Here is a 13,018-nt window from a genome sequence, read left to right as displayed (position 1 = left end):
TGAATGTTCTACTGGCTGATCGACTTCGCGGGCACCGTGCCGGTGTTCAACGTGTTCCGCTACATCACCTTCCGCACCGGCGGCGCAGTGGTCACCGGCGCACTGTTCGTGTTCCTGTTCGGTCCCTGGATCATCGACAATCTGCGCCTGCGCCAGGGCAAGGGTCAGCCGATCCGCGCTGACGGCCCGCAGTCGCATCTGGTCAAGGTGGGCACGCCGACCATGGGCGGGCTGATGATCCTGTCCGGCCTCGTGGTCTCCACGCTGCTCTGGGCCAATCCGCGCAATCCCTATGTCTGGATCGTGCTGGCCGTGACGCTCGGCTTCGGCTTCGTCGGTTTCTATGATGATTATCTCAAGGTCACCAAGCAGAGCCATAAAGGATTCGCCGGTCGCACGCGTCTGCTGATCGAATTCATCATCGCGGGCGCCGCCTGTTTCGCCTTCGTCAAGCTCGGCCGCGATCCGCTGTCCTCCTCGCTGGTGATCCCGTTCCTCAAGGACGTGATCGTGAATTTCGGCTGGTTCTTCGTGCTGTTCGGCGCCTTCATCGTCGTTGGCGCCGGCAATGCCGTGAACCTCACCGACGGTCTCGACGGTCTCGCCATCGTGCCTGTCATGATCGCGTCTGCCTCGTTCGGCATGATCGCCTATCTCGCCGGCAACGCGGTGTTCTCTGATTACCTGCAGATCAACTACGTTGCGGGCACCGGCGAACTCGCCGTGCTGTGCGGCGCGGTGCTCGGGGCAGGGCTTGGCTTCCTCTGGTTCAACGCGCCGCCCGCTTCGATCTTCATGGGTGACACCGGCTCGCTGGCGCTGGGCGGTATGCTCGGCTCCATCGCGGTGGCCGTGAAGCACGAGATCGTGCTCGCGGTGATCGGCGGCCTGTTCGTGCTGGAGGCCGTGTCGGTGATCGTGCAGGTCACGTCGTTCAAGCTCACCGGCAAGCGCGTGTTCCGGATGGCGCCGATCCATCACCACTTCGAGCAGAAGGGCTGGACCGAGCCGCAGATCGTCATTCGCTTCTGGATCATCTCGGTGATGCTGGCGCTGGTCGGCCTCTCCACGCTGAAGCTGCGGTGATTGAAATGAGATGGAGCGCCGCGCGTAGTGCTCCCTCCCCCCTTGCGGGGGAGGGCCGGGGAGAGGGGGGCCACGCACGCCGGACGTCGCTTGTTGCCACCCCTCTCCCGGCGCTACGCGCCACCCTCTCCCGCAAGGGGAGAGGGGACAAGAAAGCAAACGGAGCGTTGCTTTGATCCCCGTCACCTCATTCGCCGGCAGGACCGTCGCCGTGTTCGGGCTCGGCGGCTCCGGCCTCGCGTCCTGCCACGCGCTGCAGGCAGGCGGTGCCGAAGTCATCGCCTGCGACGACAGCATCGATCGGATGGTTCAGGCGACGCAGGCAGGTTTCATCACCGCCGATCTGCGCACGGTGGCATGGGGCAGTTTTGCGGCTCTGATCCTGACGCCCGGTGTGCCACTGACGCATCCGGCGCCGCATTGGACAGTCGTCGCTGCGAAAGCAGCAGGCGTCGAGGTGATCGGCGACATCGAACTGTTCTGCCGCGAGCGCAAGCTGCATGCACCCGATGCGCCTTTCGTTGCTATCACGGGCACCAACGGCAAATCGACGACGACAGCGCTCGTTGCGCATCTGATGCGCGAGGCGGGTTTCGATACGCAGATGGGCGGCAATATCGGTACCGCGATCCTGTCGCTCGAGCCACCGCGCGCTGGCCGCGTCCATGTGATCGAGATGTCGTCCTATCAGATCGATCTCACGCCCTCACTCGATCCTTCCGTCGGCATCTTGCTCAACGTCACACCCGATCATATCGATCGTCACGGCACATTGGCGCACTACGCTGCGGTGAAGGAGCGCCTCGTCGCCGGCGTGCAGGCGGGTGGCACGGCGATCATCGGCGTCGATGACGACTGGTGCAGTAAGGCCGCCGATCGCATCGAGCAGTCCGGCAAGCGCGTGGTGCGCGTCTCCGTCGAACATCCGCTGGCCGATGGCCTCACCATTCGTGGCAGCACCATCGTGCGCAATGCCGGCGGCGCGCAGAGCGATGTCGTCGATATCGCTGGTATCGGCTCGCTGCGTGGCTTGCACAATGCGCAGAACGCAGCCTGTGCTTCCGCCGCAGCGCTGGCGCTCGGCGTCAGCCCGGCCGTGCTGCAGAAGGGCCTGCGCAGCTTTCCCGGTCTTGCCCATCGCATGGAGCAGGTCGGGCGTCAGGGCACGACGTTGTTTGTCAACGACTCCAAGGGCACCAATGCGGACGCTGCAGCGAAGGCGCTGTCGTCGTTCAACGACATCTTCTGGATCGCCGGTGGCAAGCAGAAGGAGGGCGGCATCACTTCGCTCGCCGAATTCTTCCCGCGCATCCGCGGCGCCTATTTGATCGGCGAGGCGGCGAGCGACTTCGCGCGTACGCTGGACGGCAAGGTGCCGTATGAGATCAGCGTCAGTCTCGACGTCGCGGTCGCCAATGCCGCGCGCGATGCCGCGGAAGCCGGGCTCGCGGAACCCGTCGTGCTGCTGTCGCCGGCTTGTGCGTCATTCGACCAGTTCCGCAATTTCGAGATCCGTGGCGACCGGTTCCGGGAACTGGTGCTGGCGCTGGATGGGGTGAGGGCGGTTTAAGGCGCGATCTTCACGAACCAGTATCAGCCGACGTGTTCTGGCTCAGTCGAGGGAATATCACGCGGCTGTTAGGAGCCAACAGTCGAGGTCATTTGATCGCACCGTGCAGGGGGCGTTGATGATTGAGCCGTCGGATGATCGCAAGGACACGTCGCCGCTGATCGCAGAGATCGCCGAATTTATTCGGCATCATGCGACGGGCTCGATCCTCCGCGTCGGGATCGATGGCGTGGATGGTGTAGGAAAGACGGTGTTCGCGGACACGCTCGCGCGTGTAATCGGCACGCTCGGACGGCCCGTTATCCGCGCCTCCGTGGACAGCTTTCATAACACGCGCGAGATCCGATACCGGCAGGGGAAAACCTCTCCACGTGGCTTTTACGCGGACTCCTACAATTATGTTGAGTTGCGGAAAGTACTGCTCGATCCTCTCGGACCCGGCGGCTCACGCGTCTATTGCCCTGCCATCTTCGATCACACCGTGAACGCCCCGGTCGCCGCTTGCTGGTCGATTGCCGATCCCGATGCTGTCCTCGTCTTCGACGGCATCTTCCTGCATCGACCGGAACTCAGGGATGTCTGGAACCTGTCGATTTTTCTGGATGCGCCATTCGCCATCACCATCCCGCGCGGCGCCGGTCGCGGCCCCGGATACGGATCGGCTGATGTGGATGCCGCGTCCAACCGGCGTTATATCGAAGGCCAGCGCCTGTATCTGCAAGAGAACGACCCGCAAAACCGCGCGAATCTCGTCATCGACTATTCCGATTTCACGCACCCTGCAGTCACAGCCCGCCGCTGGCCGCCCTGAATGGGGCCAAATTTTCACAATCCATTAACCGTCTGGCAACCACGATGGCCCATCGATAGGAGTTCATCGACCCGCAGGACGCGCTTATGATCTCTCGCGAACAACGCACACCGCTCAGCGAATGGTGGTGGACCGTGGACCGCCTGCTGCTGGCGGCGATCATCGCGCTGATGCTGGCCGGGGTGATCCTGTCGCTGGCCGCCTCGCCGCCGGTGGCGACGCGCATCGGGCTCGATCCGTTCCACTTCTTCAACCGGCATATCCTGTTTCTGGTGCCGTCGATTATCGTACTGATCGGCGTGTCCTTCATGACGCCGCGGCAGATCCGCCGCTCGGCCCTTGTCGTGTTCGCGATCTCCATCGTGCTGATCCTGGCAACCTTGCTGATCGGGCCGGAGGTGAAGGGCGCCAAGCGCTGGATCACCATTCTTGGCATCAACATCCAGGCGTCGGAATCCGCCAAGCCGGCTTTCGTCGTCATCGCCGCCTGGCTGTTCTCGGAATCCGCGCGCAAGCCGGAGATGCCGGCCACATCCATGGCTATCGTCCTGCTGATGATGCTGGTGTCGCTGCTGGTGATGCAGCCCGACTTCGGCCAGACCATGCTGATCCTGATGGCCTGGGGTTCGCTGTTCTTCATCGCCGGCATGCGCATGGTCTGGGTGTTCGGCCTCGGCGCCACCGCGGCAGGCGGGCTATTGATGGCTTATTTTCTGGTGCCGCATGTCGCAGGCCGTATCAAACGCTTCATGGATCCCGCGTCGGGCGACACGTTCCAGGTCGATACCGCGATGGAGGCGTTTTCGAATGGTGGCTGGTTCGGCCTCGGGCCGGGTGAGGGCATCGCCAAGCGCAGCCTGCCGGACAGCCACACCGACTTCGTGTTTGCCGTCGGCGCCGAAGAGTTCGGCATTCTCCTGTGCCTTGCGGTGCTCAGCCTGTTCGCCTTCATCGTGATCCGCGCGATGTCGCGCGCCTACGCCACCGAAGATCTGTTCTCGCGCTTCGCTGCCTCGGGTCTCGCGATCCTGTTCGGCGTGCAGGCGGCGATCAACATGGCGGTGAATCTGCATCTGATCCCGGCGAAGGGCATGACGCTGCCCTTCATCTCCTATGGTGGTTCGTCGATGATCTCGCTGGCTTACAGCGTCGGCATGCTGCTCGCTTTGACACGGATGCGTCCGCGCACTGAAGTCGAGGCGATCGACGCCCACGTCGCGCGCACTTACGCGTGATGAGCACCGCGCCTCTCATATTGCTTGCGGCGGGCGGCACCGGCGGACATCTGTTTCCGGCGGAAGCGCTCGGCGTTGCTTTGATGAAGCGCGGGCTGCGCGTCCGGCTCGTCACCGATGCGCGGGCGCTGAAATATAGCGGGCTGTTTTCACGCGAGATGATCGATGTGGTGCCGAGCGAGACGGTGCGCTCTCGCAATCCCATCTCGCTGGCACGCACCGGCATCATGCTCGCCGCCGGCACCGTGATGGCGCTGAATCTGATGCGCAGCCTGAAACCAGCGGCGGTGATCGGTTTCGGCGGCTATCCGACTGTGCCGCCACTGTTTGCCGCGCGTCTGTTCGGCATTCCCACCCTCATTCACGATTCCAACGCCGTCATGGGCCGCGCCAACCGCATGCTGTCCGGCAAGGTCAGCGCCATCGCGACGTCGTTGCCCGGCGTGCTCGACCGCGATCCCGAATTGTCGAAGAAGACCACGACCACGGGCACGCCGATGCGTCCGGCGATCCTCGCCGCCGCGGCCGTTCCTTATGCGGCGCCGGATCTCAGCGGGCCATTCCGCTTGCTCGTCGTCGGCGGCAGCCAGGGCGCGCGTATCATGGCTGATATCGTGCCACCCGCGATCGAGCGTCTCGAACCGGCGCTGTGTAATCGTCTCGTGCTGACGCAACAGGTGCGCGACGAAGACATGAGGCGCGTGCGTGCAGTCTATGACAAGCTCAAGATCAAGGCCGAACTCGCGCCGTTCTTCAGCGATCTCCCCGCGCGTCTCGCATCGAGCCAACTTGTGATCTCGCGCTCCGGTGCGGGCACCGTCGCCGAACTTGGCGCCATCGGCCGGCCTTCCATTCTGGTGCCGCTGCCCGGTGCGCTGGATCAGGATCAGTTCGCCAATGCCGGCGTGCTGGCGGACGCCGGCGGCGCGCTTCGTATTGCGCAGGGTGATTTCACGCCGGATCGTCTGGCTGCTGAAATCTCGGCGCTGGCCGGTGAGCCCCAGCGATTGACCGCGATGGCCTCAGGCGCGCGCAAGGTCGGCAAGCTCGATGCAGCAGAGCGGCTGGCGGATCTGGTTGCCAAGGTCGCGAAGATTTAGGTCATCGGTTCTGCTACACGTCGTCCCCACGCGGTTCGCCGGGGGGGCAATGAGCGGAGAGTATCTTTCCAATATTCCGATGACGCACCGCGGGATCGCGCAGACTGCGCTCAGGGCGTCTGTCGGTTCTGCAACCATCGATTCCATCCGGCCGATTCCGGGTGGCGTCTCGGGTGCATTGGTCTACCGGGTGACTGCCGGCGGTCGCCGCTACGTCTTGCGCATGGAGGGGCACGCAAGTCCGCTGCGTAATCCTCACCAGTATTCCGCGATGCGCATTGCCGCGGAGGCGGGTATCGCGCCACGGCTGCACCATGTGGATGAGACCGCACGTGTCGCGGTGATGGACTTTATCGTCGAGCAACCATTGAATACCTATCCCGGCGGCCCTCACGCTTTGGCACAGGCGCTGGGAGACATGCTGCGGCGCCTGCAGGGGACGCCAAGGTTCGGGCGCTTCGTTGAATATCCCGAGATCGTCGCCCGGCTATGGGCCCATGTCTGCCGCACAAATCTGTTTGCGCCCGGCGTGCTCGATGCCCACACGCAGCGTCTGGCACACCTCCGTGACGCTTATAAGTGGAATAGCGACGAGGCGGTTTCCAGCCACAATGATATCCTGCCGCGCAATCTTCTGTTCGATGGCGAGCGTCTGTGGCTGGTCGATTGGGAGTCGGCCTATTGCAACGATCCCGTCGTCGACATGGCGACCATGCTCGATAATTTTGCACCGTCACCTGAACTCGAAGAGGTGCTTTTGCAGGCATGGCTTGGTCACCCGCCCGATCGCAGCCTGCGCGATCGCCTCGAACTGATGCGCGCGCTCACCCGTCTGTTTTATGCGGGCGTCTAGTTCAGCGCGGTTGCGACCGCGTCGCGTTCGGTGCCGGACACGGACCTCTCGGCTCCTATACTTGCGGAATTCCAGCAGGCCTTGCGCGACGGGCGGCTGGCGCCCGACGCGTTGGAGACCAGACATCTGCTTGGAAAGATGTATCTCGCTGCATTTTTCACGGGCGAGAAACCGCCGGGGCTGCCTCCGCCGATCAGTGCCTTTCAAGTAATGGGCACAGCGGAGGCATGACGACGAGGTGCTGAAGCGCTACAGCCTCACGGTCTCCACCAGATAATCCAGAAACGCCCGCACGCGCGCCGGCAACTGGCCGCCATGGCCGACGAACACCGCGTGGATCGGTTCGATGTCACCGGGGTTGAATGCTTCGAGCACCGGCACCAGCCGGCCGGCTTTGATATCGGCCTCGACGTGAAAACGCGCCAGTCGCGCGAGGCCCATGCCGGCCACGGCGAGATGCTGCATCGCTTCGCCGTCGCTGACGAGGGCATTGCCTGACGGCATCACGGCGATTGTCTCGCCGCCGATCTTGAACGGCCAGCCGTTCTCCCACTTGGCAAAGCCGAAGCGCAGCAGATTATGGTCAGCGAGATCGTCCGGCGTCTTCGGTGTGCCGCGCTCATTGAGATAGCCGGGCGAGGCGACCACGACCATTCGGCTCTCGCCGAGTTTGCGCGCCAGCAGTCGTGACTCGCGCATCAAGCCGACGCGAATGGCGACATCGGCGCGCTCTTCCAGGAGATCCACCACGAGATCCGTCAGAACGACCTCGACCTTGATGTCCGGATAGCGCTTCGCAAAATCGGGGAGCAGCGGCAGCAGGAGACGCAGGCCGAAGGGCACGCTGGTATTGACGCGCAGCAGGCCGCTCGGTGTGGCGCCGATGGCGGCCTCGCGTTCGGCTGCGCTGATCTCGTCGAGAATGCGTAGTGCGCGCTCATAGAACGCACTGCCTTCCGGCGTGAGTTGCAGCTTGCGCGTCGAGCGGTTGATGAGCCGCACGCCGAGCCGTGCTTCCAGCCGCGCCACCAGCTTGCTGACGGCAGAGGGGGTCATCCGGAAGGCCCGCGCCGCGGTCGAAAAACCGCCGAGCTCGACCACGCGGGTGAACACTTCCATTTCGCCGGAGCGGTTGACGTCGAGCCGTGACATAAGGCTTCAACTCGTTTGGTGAATTCAATTCACAAATATTGTGAATGAGGCATGTCTATCTCATCAATGTCAGGAGGTCCACATCTCCCGTCATCGGGCATTCGGCCCGGCCAGTCATGGGACACGATCATGCCTCTCGCACTTTACGCGCTCACCGCCGGCGCCTTCGGAATTGGCGTCACCGAATTCGTCATCATGGGTCTTCTCATCGAGGTCGGCGGCGACCTCGGCGTGTCGATCCCGGCCGCGGGTCTGCTGATCTCGGGCTATGCGCTGGGTGTTGTGCTCGGCGCCCCGATCATGACCATCGCCACCAGTCGCTGGCCGCGCAAAACCGTGCTGCTGGTGCTGATGGGCATCTTCACGCTGGGCAATCTCGCTTGCGCCCTGGCGCCGGACTACTGGAGCCTGATGGCGGCACGCGTGCTGACGGCTTTCGCGCATGGCACGTTCTTCGGCGTCGGCTCGGTGGTGGCGACGAGCCTCGTGCCCGAGAACAAGAAGGCGTCGGCGATCTCCATCATGTTCGCCGGCCTGACGGTGGCGACCATTCTCGGCGTGCCGTTCGGGACGTGGCTCGGGCAGGGCTATGGCTGGCGCGCGACCTTCTACGCGGTGACGCTGGTGGGAATGGTTGCGATGGCCGCAGTGGCGCTGCTGGTGCCACCGGTCAAGGCGCCGGAAGAACACAGCAAGCTGTCCGACGATCTCGCAGTGCTGGCGCGGCCTCAGGTGCTGCTCGGCCTGCTCACAACAATTTTGGGCTGGATCGGCATCTTCGCGCTGTTCACTTATGTCGCGCCGATCCTGACGAAGATTTCTGGCTTCTCCGATGCGGCCGTGTCGCCGATCCTGCTGGTGTTCGGCGCGGGCGCCATCGTCGGCAATCTGGCCGGCGGACGTCTTGCCGATCGCTGGCCGGCGGGCAGCGTGTTCGGCAGCCTGCTGGCCCTGGCGGTGACGCTCGTGCTGATCACCTTCGCCGCGCATAATCAGGTCGCCGTCATCATCGCTATCGCGCTGCTGGGTGCCACGGCCTTCGCCACCGCGTCGCCCTTGCAGATGGCGGTGCTACGCAAGGCCGAGGGCGCCGGCCAGAGTCTCGCGTCGAGCTTCAACATTGCCGCGTTCAATCTGGGCAATGCCATCGGCGCGTGGCTTGGCGGCGCGGTGATTGCGCATGGCGGTCTGAGCGCGGTGCCATGGGTCGCGGCGCTCGCTCCGCTGGCTGGGGTCGCTTTGGCGCTCATTGCCAATCGTGCGGATCGCGCACCGGCGCCGGTTCCCGCGCCGGCGGAATAGGGTGCTCAAGGCGGATTCGCCTGATCCGCAAGCCAAATTTCCGTCTTTTTCGTCATGGCCGGGCTTGTCCCGGCCATCCACGTCTGTTTGAAGGAGTCATCTGCTCGAACGAGCTTGGATGCCCGGACGTCCAGCGAAGCTCGCTTCGCGCTGCCCGGACATGATGGAACATAGAGACGCCCCATGAGACTGCCGCGCGAAATCGGACCCATTCACTTTGTTGGTATCGGCGGCATCGGCATGAGCGGCATCGCCGAGGTGCTGTGCAATCTCGGTTATACCGTGCAGGGCTCCGACGCCTCCGAGAGCGCGAACGTCAATCGTCTCAGAGAAAAGGGCATCACCATCCATGTCGGCCACAAGGCCGATAACGTGTCGGGCGCCGACGTGCTCGTCGTCTCCACCGCGATCAAGCGCGACAATCCGGAATTGATGGCTGCGCGCGCCCAGCGCATTCCCGTGGTGCGCCGCGCCGAGATGCTCGCCGAATTGATGCGCCTCAAGAGCTGCGTCGCCATCGCCGGCACCCATGGCAAGACCACGACGACGTCGATGGTTGCGGCTCTGCTCGATGCCGGCGAACTCGATCCGACCGTCATCAATGGCGGCATCATCAATGCCTATGGCACCAATGCGCGCCTCGGCGCCGGCGAGTGGATGGTGGTGGAAGCCGACGAGAGCGACGGCACCTTCCTGAAGCTGCCGGCCGATGTCGCCATCGTCACCAATGTGGATCCCGAACATCTCGATCACTTCAAGACCTTCGATGCCGTGCAGGATGCGTTCCGCCACTTTGTCGAGAACGTGCCGTTCTACGGTTTCGCCGTGATGTGCATCGATCACCCCGTGGTGCAGAGCATCGTCGGCAAGATCGAGGATCGCCGCATCATCACTTACGGACAGAACCCGCAGGCCGATGCGCGGCTGGTCGATCTGAAACCCGCCAATGGCGGCTCAAGCTTCAAGGTCGCGTTCCGCGATCGCAAGGCCGGCACCTCGCATGAGATCGACAATCTGCTGCTGCCGATGCCGGGTCGTCACAACGCACTGAATGCCACGGCGGCGATTGCCGTCGCGCATGAACTCGGCATGTCCGATGAGGCGATCCGCAAGGCCATCGCCGGCTTCGGCGGTGTCAAGCGCCGCTTCACCAAGACCGGCGAGTGGAACGGCGTCACCATCATCGACGACTACGGCCATCATCCCGTGGAGATTTCCGCCGTGCTGCGCGCCGCGCGTGAAAGCACCGCAGGCAAGGTCATCGCCGTGGTGCAGCCGCATCGCTACACGCGCCTGCAGTCGCTGTTCGAGGAATTCTGTACCTGCTTCAACGACGCCGACACCGTGATCGTCGCCGACGTCTATCCCGCCGGCGAAGCGCCGATCGAGGGCATCGATCGCGACAATTTCGTGCTCGGCCTGCGCGCCCACGGCCATCGCGAGGTGATCCCGCTGCAGGAATCGGCGGCGCTTGCGGGTCTTGTCGCGGGTGTTGCGAAGTCGGGCGATACGGTTGTGTGTCTGGGTGCAGGCAACATCACGCAATGGGCTTATGCATTGCCGGGCGAATTGAAGGCGCTGGGGTGACTTGATGGGGCATACGCTGCAGAAGAGTTCGTCATGGCCGGGCTTGTCCCGGCCATCCACGTCTTTACTGCGTGATGAGAGGATACAGGTCGTCCCAGTTCGGATTGTCGATCATGATCTTCCGAACCTTCCACGCCCGCGGCCAGTGCTTGATGTTATGCTCGCGCTGAATGGCGTCGCGGATGTCCTCGAAGCGCTCGAAATACACGAGCAGCTTGAGATCGTACCGCTTGGTAAAGCCATCGACGAAGCCGGATCTGTGTTCGTGGACGCGGCGCACGAGATCGTTGGTCACCCCGACATACAGGATGCCATTCGGCCGATTGGTCATGAAGTACACGTAACCACCTGCCATGTTGATAGCTCGAAAGGCGTGGATGGCCGGGACAAGCCCGGCCATGACGGAGTTACATTTTCGCCTTATCACATTTGCGAGCGCTCCGCCCTTTTTAGTAGTAGTCTTCACTCTCTCTCGTCATGGCCGGGCTTGTCCCGGCCATCCATGTCTTCTTCCTGCGCAATAACATGACCTTCCCCGACATCACCCCCCAACTCAAATCCGCGATGCCCGATCTGCGCGGGCGTCTGCTCGCGAACGAGTCCCTCGCGCCGTTGACATGGTTTCGTGTCGGTGGTCCCGCGCAGGTGTTGTTCACGCCGGCGGATGAGGACGATCTCGCTTACTTCCTCTCGAAGCTTCCCTCCGACATTCCCGTCACCGTCGTCGGCGTCGGCTCCAATCTCATCGTGCGCGATGGCGGCATCAAAGGTGTCGTCATTCGCCTGAGCCCGCGCGGCTTCGGTGCAACATCAGCCGAAGGTGATGTCGTCAGCGCGGGCACGGCTGCGCTCGACAAGCGCGTGGCAGAGACGGCGGCAGCGGCGAATGTCGGCGGTCTCGAATTCTACTTCGGCATTCCCGGCTCCATCGGCGGCGCGCTGCGGATGAATGCTGGCGCCAATGGCGACGAGACCAAGGATGTGCTGATCGAAGCCACCGGCATCGGCCGCGATGGCACGAAACATGTTTTCGACAATGCCGGCATGGCGTTCGTCTATCGCAATTCCGGCGTCGATCCCTCGATCATCTTCACCTCGGTGAGATTCCGCGGAACGATTACAGAGCCCGCCGCCATTCGCGCGCGGATGGACGAGGTGCAGGCGCATCGCGAGACCGCGCAGCCGATCCGTGAGAAGACCGGTGGCTCCACGTTCAAGAACCCGCCCGGTCACAGCGCGTGGAAGCTGGTCGATGCCGCTGGCTGCCGCGGCCTGCGCGTCGGCGGCGCGCAGGTGTCGGAGATGCACTGCAATTTCCTGATCAACACCGGCGATGCCACGGCGAGCGATATCGAAACGCTCGGCGAGACCGTGCGCGCGCGCGTGCTGGCGCAGTCGGGCATCGATCTGCATTGGGAAATTAAGCGCATCGGCGTCGCGCCGTAACACGATATGTCTGACGCATTTCCTTAACGCGAACCGGCACCACTTCGCTCGGAAACGTTTTGGCTGCTATTTCGGCGGTGGCGGTAGTGCCGACGCCGGTCCGGCCTCGCTGATGCTCAGCAGATTTTCCAGCGGCGCAGGGGCGACGCGGAAGGCGCCGTCGAACGGATGTTCCTGCAGCGCGATAATGCCGAGAGCGACGATGGCGCCGCTGGCGAACACCGTGAGCGCCGCGAGCATGGCCCGCGGCCGTTCCAGATGCACCAGCGCCAGCGCCAGTTGCGTGATCAGCCCGAGCAGCAGGACCGACGTCCATTTCAGATCGTTGGTGTGGTCGGTCGACAGGCTGAGCCGGTCATTGCGCGCGGTCCCGGCGCGGATCGAGGCGCCCATCAGCGCCCCATGCACCGTGTTGCTGGCGTCGCGCGTGATGGCGGGATCGCTGATTTCGCGCAGCAGGCTGTCATAGGCCACATCGGTGCGCGGCGACTTCAGGCCGAGGAGCATTGCCGGCCATTCCTCCGTCACTTCCGATGTCACATAGGCCTTCAGCGCGGCGCGTATGTTGGACATGTCGGTGACCGATGCCACGCTCAGCGTATGGATGTTGCGCAGCTCGCCGGCCTCGATCTGAACGGCGCGGACGGCCTGGCGGTTGCGGTCGCCGACGTCGCTGGCAAGGAAGCCCGTGAGCAGGCCGAACAGGATGGCCACCGAGGAAAAGAAAGGCGCGACGATGCCGTGGATGGACTTCAGCCGCATAGACAGCAGCCGGCTGGATGTCAGCCCCACGAGGATCAGCGCGACTCCGTAATAGATGGTGCCCAGCGTCGCGAAGATGCCGAAGGTAGAGAGTTCGAGCCAGGCTCTGATCAT

The 13,018-nt window shown here is 63.6% G+C and carries 12 protein-coding genes; 9 read left to right on the top strand and 3 right to left on the bottom strand.

Annotated elements, in window-relative coordinates:
- Positions 1–3 precede the first annotated feature (3 nt).
- The 6 genes from mraY to AB7951_RS18795 all read left to right on the top strand — a co-directional run bounded on the left by mraY (position 4) and on the right by AB7951_RS18795 (position 6,655).
- Positions 4–1,086, top strand: coding sequence for a phospho-N-acetylmuramoyl-pentapeptide-transferase (gene mraY, locus AB7951_RS18820; RefSeq protein WP_120289039.1), 1,083 nt, complete (start codon positions 4–6; stop codon positions 1,084–1,086).
- A gap of 172 nt (positions 1,087–1,258) precedes the next feature.
- Positions 1,259–2,656 (top strand): UDP-N-acetylmuramoyl-L-alanine--D-glutamate ligase, encoded by a 1,398-nt coding sequence (gene murD, locus AB7951_RS18815; protein ID WP_120289040.1) that lies wholly within the window; start codon positions 1,259–1,261, stop codon positions 2,654–2,656.
- Positions 2,657–2,774: 118 nt separating this feature from the next.
- Complete coding sequence (locus AB7951_RS18810; RefSeq protein ID WP_199712047.1) at positions 2,775–3,467, top strand: uridine kinase; 693 nt, start codon at positions 2,775–2,777, stop codon at positions 3,465–3,467.
- 86 nt (positions 3,468–3,553) lie between these two features.
- Positions 3,554–4,702, top strand: a complete 1,149-nt coding sequence (gene ftsW, locus AB7951_RS18805; RefSeq protein ID WP_089267347.1) for a putative lipid II flippase FtsW — start codon at positions 3,554–3,556, stop codon at positions 4,700–4,702.
- Positions 4,699–5,802 (top strand): undecaprenyldiphospho-muramoylpentapeptide beta-N-acetylglucosaminyltransferase, encoded by a 1,104-nt coding sequence (murG, locus tag AB7951_RS18800; RefSeq protein ID WP_120289041.1) that lies wholly within the window; start codon positions 4,699–4,701, stop codon positions 5,800–5,802. The genes ftsW and murG overlap by 4 nt, the downstream gene beginning before the upstream one ends.
- On the top strand, positions 5,753–6,655 hold the full coding sequence (locus AB7951_RS18795; protein ID WP_120289042.1) for a phosphotransferase: 903 nt from the start codon (positions 5,753–5,755) through the stop codon (positions 6,653–6,655). The genes murG and AB7951_RS18795 overlap by 50 nt, the downstream gene beginning before the upstream one ends.
- A 249-nt stretch (positions 6,656–6,904) precedes the next feature.
- Here AB7951_RS18795 and AB7951_RS18790 read toward each other — a convergent pair whose 3' ends face one another.
- Positions 6,905–7,807 (bottom strand): LysR family transcriptional regulator, encoded by a 903-nt coding sequence (locus AB7951_RS18790; protein ID WP_120289044.1) that lies wholly within the window; start codon positions 7,805–7,807, stop codon positions 6,905–6,907.
- A gap of 129 nt (positions 7,808–7,936) precedes the next feature.
- Between AB7951_RS18790 and AB7951_RS18785 the strand changes: the two genes are divergently transcribed.
- Positions 7,937–9,109 (top strand): MFS transporter, encoded by a 1,173-nt coding sequence (locus AB7951_RS18785; protein WP_441256021.1) that lies wholly within the window; start codon positions 7,937–7,939, stop codon positions 9,107–9,109.
- A 183-nt stretch (positions 9,110–9,292) separates the two neighbouring features.
- On the top strand, positions 9,293–10,696 hold the full coding sequence (murC, locus tag AB7951_RS18780; RefSeq protein WP_120289046.1) for a UDP-N-acetylmuramate--L-alanine ligase: 1,404 nt from the start codon (positions 9,293–9,295) through the stop codon (positions 10,694–10,696).
- Between the two features lie 64 nt (positions 10,697–10,760).
- Here the strand turns inward: murC and AB7951_RS18775 are convergent, their stop codons facing one another.
- Positions 10,761–11,096 carry a GIY-YIG nuclease family protein gene (locus AB7951_RS18775; protein ID WP_120289047.1) on the bottom strand — a complete coding sequence of 112 codons (336 nt, stop codon included), beginning with the start codon at positions 11,094–11,096 and terminating at the stop codon, positions 10,761–10,763.
- A 125-nt stretch (positions 11,097–11,221) separates the two neighbouring features.
- Here AB7951_RS18775 and murB point away from each other — a divergent pair, with 125 nt between their 5' ends.
- Positions 11,222–12,142, top strand: a complete 921-nt coding sequence (murB, locus tag AB7951_RS18770; RefSeq protein ID WP_120289300.1) for a UDP-N-acetylmuramate dehydrogenase — start codon at positions 11,222–11,224, stop codon at positions 12,140–12,142.
- 66 nt (positions 12,143–12,208) lie between these two features.
- Here the strand turns inward: murB and AB7951_RS18765 are convergent, their stop codons facing one another.
- Complete coding sequence (locus AB7951_RS18765; protein ID WP_089267341.1) at positions 12,209–13,018, bottom strand: bestrophin-like domain; 810 nt, start codon at positions 13,016–13,018, stop codon at positions 12,209–12,211.

Source organism: Tardiphaga sp. 285_C5_N1_2, assembly GCF_052076065.1.
GTDB classification, from domain to species: Bacteria; Pseudomonadota; Alphaproteobacteria; order Rhizobiales; family Xanthobacteraceae; genus Tardiphaga; species Tardiphaga robiniae.
The sequence above is the reverse complement of the archived record's forward strand: the minus strand, read 5'-3'. Positions and strand labels throughout refer to the sequence as shown.

Coding starts and splice junctions, on each gene's coding strand:
- AB7951_RS18785 (WP_441256021.1), top strand. CDS start 7,937: ATGCCTCTCGCACTTTACGCGCTCACCGCCGGCGCCTTCGGAATTGGC.
- mraY (WP_120289039.1), top strand. CDS start 4: ATGTTCTACTGGCTGATCGACTTCGCGGGCACCGTGCCGGTGTTCAAC.
- murB (WP_120289300.1), top strand. CDS start 11,222: ATGACCTTCCCCGACATCACCCCCCAACTCAAATCCGCGATGCCCGAT.
- AB7951_RS18775 (WP_120289047.1), bottom strand. CDS start 11,096: ATGGCCGGGCTTGTCCCGGCCATCCACGCCTTTCGAGCTATCAACATG.
- AB7951_RS18810 (WP_199712047.1), top strand. CDS start 2,775: ATGATTGAGCCGTCGGATGATCGCAAGGACACGTCGCCGCTGATCGCA.
- ftsW (WP_089267347.1), top strand. CDS start 3,554: ATGATCTCTCGCGAACAACGCACACCGCTCAGCGAATGGTGGTGGACC.
- AB7951_RS18790 (WP_120289044.1), bottom strand. CDS start 7,807: ATGTCACGGCTCGACGTCAACCGCTCCGGCGAAATGGAAGTGTTCACC.
- AB7951_RS18765 (WP_089267341.1), bottom strand. CDS start 13,018: ATGATCAGAGCCTGGCTCGAACTCTCTACCTTCGGCATCTTCGCGACG.
- AB7951_RS18795 (WP_120289042.1), top strand. CDS start 5,753: ATGCAGCAGAGCGGCTGGCGGATCTGGTTGCCAAGGTCGCGAAGATTT.
- murC (WP_120289046.1), top strand. CDS start 9,293: ATGAGACTGCCGCGCGAAATCGGACCCATTCACTTTGTTGGTATCGGC.